This window comes from Mesorhizobium sp. BR1-1-16 (assembly GCF_020165495.1).
Taxonomy (GTDB): domain Bacteria; phylum Pseudomonadota; class Alphaproteobacteria; order Rhizobiales; family Kaistiaceae; genus Kaistia.
In genome coordinates this window covers 1-4,170 of sequence record NZ_JAIUIE010000027.1, presented here as the reverse complement: position 1 = coordinate 4,170, position 4,170 = coordinate 1, and the positions used below count along the sequence as shown (strand labels likewise).

4 protein-coding genes and 2 pseudogenes are annotated in these 4,170 nt (G+C 55.3%); 3 read left to right on the top strand and 3 right to left on the bottom strand.

Going from position 1 to position 4,170, the window contains the following annotated elements:
- A pseudogene (locus tag LB518_RS24560) lies at positions 1 to 233 on the top strand (hypothetical protein); the annotation flags it as partial.
- Positions 234 to 252: 19 nt separating this feature from the next.
- On the opposite strand, the gene LB518_RS24555 reads toward LB518_RS24560, so the two are convergent.
- On the bottom strand, positions 253 to 1,059 hold the full coding sequence (locus tag LB518_RS24555; protein ID WP_224580518.1) for a DUF5677 domain-containing protein: 807 nt from the start codon (positions 1,057 to 1,059) through the stop codon (positions 253 to 255).
- Between the two features lie 526 nt (positions 1,060 to 1,585).
- Positions 1,586 to 1,873 (bottom strand): GIY-YIG nuclease family protein, encoded by a 288-nt coding sequence (locus LB518_RS24550; protein WP_224580519.1) that lies wholly within the window; start codon positions 1,871 to 1,873, stop codon positions 1,586 to 1,588.
- 424 nt (positions 1,874 to 2,297) lie between these two features.
- Here LB518_RS24550 and LB518_RS24545 point away from each other — a divergent pair, with 424 nt between their 5' ends.
- Together LB518_RS24545 and LB518_RS24540 are read left to right on the top strand one after the other, a co-directional pair.
- Positions 2,298 to 2,585 (top strand): GIY-YIG nuclease family protein, encoded by a 288-nt coding sequence (locus LB518_RS24545; protein ID WP_224580519.1) that lies wholly within the window; start codon positions 2,298 to 2,300, stop codon positions 2,583 to 2,585.
- A 526-nt stretch (positions 2,586 to 3,111) separates the two neighbouring features.
- Complete coding sequence (locus LB518_RS24540; protein WP_224580518.1) at positions 3,112 to 3,918, top strand: DUF5677 domain-containing protein; 807 nt, start codon at positions 3,112 to 3,114, stop codon at positions 3,916 to 3,918.
- Positions 3,919 to 3,937: 19 nt separating this feature from the next.
- Here the strand turns inward: LB518_RS24540 and LB518_RS24535 are convergent.
- Positions 3,938 to 4,170 (bottom strand): annotated as a pseudogene (locus LB518_RS24535) (hypothetical protein); the annotation flags it as partial.

Below are 4,170 nucleotides of genomic sequence, written 5' to 3'. Positions count from 1 at the left end.
GGACGCGGGGGGAAAGGGCGGGGAGGATGGCCGTAGGATGGTGAGCCGCATCGTCAACGGCCGCTGCGAATCGAAGCACGCCGATATCGGGCATCTCGCTTCCCCGCACGGGCGAAATCCCCAGCGCCCCCGTCTTCATCGACGGCAAGAAAGCCGCCACGCTGAAGGGCGTGGGGATTGCGGAGGAGTTCCGGCGGTTGGTTGGGGAGTATGTGGAGAGAAGGTGGGGGTGAGGTTACAGCGAAAAACCTCCTACGCTCGGCTCCCATCAATGAGATCGGAAGCCGCGTGAACTAGTGCCATGTTCTCTTCTATTCTTGAAGCGAATCCCGTTTGAAATCGCTGCTCAAATCCGGCCGCCGCATATGAAATGAGTTCGGCGGCCGTTAATATCAGCCGCGGTATTTCGGACAATTGGGGCGCGTATTTCAGTTCGCCGATTTCGCCGTCCTCCCTGATCTCCAGATAGTCTTCCAACTCTCTCACTGGCGTATGAACTGCCTTACTCAACAAGGAATAAACTCCAACATACCAATCATGCATGCCAGCAAGCTGGCTTAGTTCCTTGATTTTGTATTTCCGTGGTTTCGATTCTTTTATTTCTGCGTCTATTCGATCCAGGATCTCGTTCGTAACATTTTCCTTAGCTTTCTTCAGCATACTATAATCGTTGTTCAGAATATTATTAATGAAATCGCGTCGATACAAAATGTCCTCAGCGATAAATTTCTGATACATTTCAGGTTCTGTCGCTATCGCGCGTAATCGAAACGTCACTTCCATCAGCGCGCGAACTGTGACCCTTGCAGATGAGGCGATTCCATTTTCTGCAATTATTATCGCGGCTTGATAATGTTCTAATGCTCTCATGAAAAGCGTTGCCAGTATAATGGCCTCGCGATCACGATTGCGCACATCGGACTGAAAAAGCATATCGTGAAAGTCACGGTTGATTCGTCTAGCCAGTTCCAGCATTTCTTTATAATTTTCAGAGATCGGCGCTTTAAAAACCGAATGTGGAACCGCTAGAAATCCATTATTATCAAATTCGGCAGGCATAGATTCATCTTTGAATGGCTCTCGATAAAGAAATAGTACAGACTCATTCAGATGTATAATATTCCTCAAGAAATAAGAAAACATACTAATTCAATCAATTTGATTTCAATGGATATAATATTCGATACGGCTCCGCCGTCATGGCCGCACTTGTTGCGGCCATCCACGTCTTGCTTTGCGGCGCTGGGGCATTGGCGACCACTGAGGGCAAGTCGTGGATGGCCGGGACCAGCCCGGCCATGACGGCTGGGGCGGGGTGCGAAGACGGATGACATCGGACGCGGCAAGAACCATTGAGCTTGAGCAGACATGCCAGTTCCCACGCCGAGCGCCTCGCACAACCTCTCCGCCGTCATGACTGCACGTGTTGCAGCCATCCACGACTTACTTGCAGCCCGGGCCGTTGTCCCCAACGAGAGGAAGTCGTGGATGGCCGGGACGGGCCCGGCCATGACGGCACGGGCGTGGAGGCATCCGGGCAGCAGGTCACGCTGCAATAGCGCGACAGGGACGGCGCCCTCGCCTCTCAGCCGTTCAGCTGCTCATAAAGATCATCCCAGTTCGGATTCGACTGATGAATCAGCCGGACCTTCCACGCGCGCGGCCAATGCTTCATCGTGCGTTCGCGCTGGATGGCCGCGCGGATATCGTCATGCCATTCCGCCCAGACGAGGCGCGCGAGGCCATAACGCTTGGTGAAGCCGTCGAGGACGCCCTCGCGGTGTTCGAAGGCGCGGCGCGAGAGATCGGCGGTCACCCCGACATAAAGGATCCCGTCGCGCCGGTTCGCCATCAGATAGACATAGCCGCCCATGCCGCAGCGGAGCGCAAAAGCGGCGTCGTTGCAAGCCTGGGTTGGCACATCCCTTCCGCCGTCATGATGAAGGGGAGGCGGCATCCGCTTCCGGCAGGACCGCTTGAGCCCGAGCCGCGAGCCTTCCCTGCGCTGGACGCCTCGCACACTCTCTCCGCCGTCATGGCCGCACGTGTTGCGGCCATCCACGTCTTGCTTGGCAGTGCCGGGGCATTGGCACCACCGAGAGCAAGTCGTGGATGGCCGCAACACGTGCGGCCATGACGGCGGAGAGAGTGTGCGAGGCGTCCAGCGCAGGGAAGGCTCGCGGCTCGGGCTCAAGCGGTCCTGCCGGAAGCGGATGCCGCCTCCCCTTCATCATGACGGCGGAAGGGATGTGCCAACCCAGGCTTGCAACGACGCCGCTTTTGCGCTCCGCTGCGGCATGGGCGGCTATGTCTATCTGATGGCGAACCGGCGCGACGGGATCCTTTATGTCGGGGTGACCGCCGATCTCTCGCGCCGCGCCTTCGAACACCGCGAGGGCGTCCTCGACGGCTTCACCAAGCGTTATGGCCTCGCGCGCCTCGTCTGGGCGGAATGGCATGACGATATCCGCGCGGCCATCCAGCGCGAACGCACGATGAAGCATTGGCCGCGCGCGTGGAAGGTCCGGCTGATTCATCAGTCGAATCCGAACTGGGATGATCTTTATGAGCAGCTGAACGGCTGAGAGGCGAGGGCGCCGTCCCTGTCGCGCTATTGCAGCGTGACCTGCTGCCCGGATGCCTCCACGCCCGTGCCGTCATGGCCGGGCCCGTCCCGGCCATCCACGACTTCCTCTCGTTGGGGACAACGGCCCGGGCTGCAAGTAAGTCGTGGATGGCTGCAACACGTGCAGTCATGACGGCGGAGAGGTTGTGCGAGGCGCTCGGCGTGGGAACTGGCATGTCTGCTCAAGCTCAATGGTTCTTGCCGCGTCCGATGTCATCCGTCTTCGCACCCCGCCCCAGCCGTCATGGCCGGGCTGGTCCCGGCCATCCACGACTTGCCCTCAGTGGTCGCCAATGCCCCAGCGCCGCAAAGCAAGACGTGGATGGCCGCAACAAGTGCGGCCATGACGGCGGAGCCGTATCGAATATTATATCCATTGAAATCAAATTGATTGAATTAGTATGTTTTCTTATTTCTTGAGGAATATTATACATCTGAATGAGTCTGTACTATTTCTTTATCGAGAGCCATTCAAAGATGAATCTATGCCTGCCGAATTTGATAATAATGGATTTCTAGCGGTTCCACATTCGGTTTTTAAAGCGCCGATCTCTGAAAATTATAAAGAAATGCTGGAACTGGCTAGACGAATCAACCGTGACTTTCACGATATGCTTTTTCAGTCCGATGTGCGCAATCGTGATCGCGAGGCCATTATACTGGCAACGCTTTTCATGAGAGCATTAGAACATTATCAAGCCGCGATAATAATTGCAGAAAATGGAATCGCCTCATCTGCAAGGGTCACAGTTCGCGCGCTGATGGAAGTGACGTTTCGATTACGCGCGATAGCGACAGAACCTGAAATGTATCAGAAATTTATCGCTGAGGACATTTTGTATCGACGCGATTTCATTAATAATATTCTGAACAACGATTATAGTATGCTGAAGAAAGCTAAGGAAAATGTTACGAACGAGATCCTGGATCGAATAGACGCAGAAATAAAAGAATCGAAACCACGGAAATACAAAATCAAGGAACTAAGCCAGCTTGCTGGCATGCATGATTGGTATGTTGGAGTTTATTCCTTGTTGAGTAAGGCAGTTCATACGCCAGTGAGAGAGTTGGAAGACTATCTGGAGATCAGGGAGGACGGCGAAATCGGCGAACTGAAATACGCGCCCCAATTGTCCGAAATACCGCGGCTGATATTAACGGCCGCCGAACTCATTTCATATGCGGCGGCCGGATTTGAGCAGCGATTTCAAACGGGATTCGCTTCAAGAATAGAAGAGAACATGGCACTAGTTCACGCGGCTTCCGATCTCATTGATGGGAGCCGAGCGTAGGAGGTTTTTCGCTGTAACCTCACCCCCACCTTCTCTCCACATACTCCCCAACCAACCGCCGGAACTCCTCCGCAATCCCCACGCCCTTCAGCGTGGCGGCTTTCTTGCCGTCGATGAAGACGGGGGCGCTGGGGATTTCGCCCGTGCGGGGAAGCGAGATGCCCGATATCGGCGTGCTTCGATTCGCAGCGGCCGTTGACGATGCGGCTCACCATCCTACGGCCATCCTCCCCGCCCTTTCCCCCCGCGTCC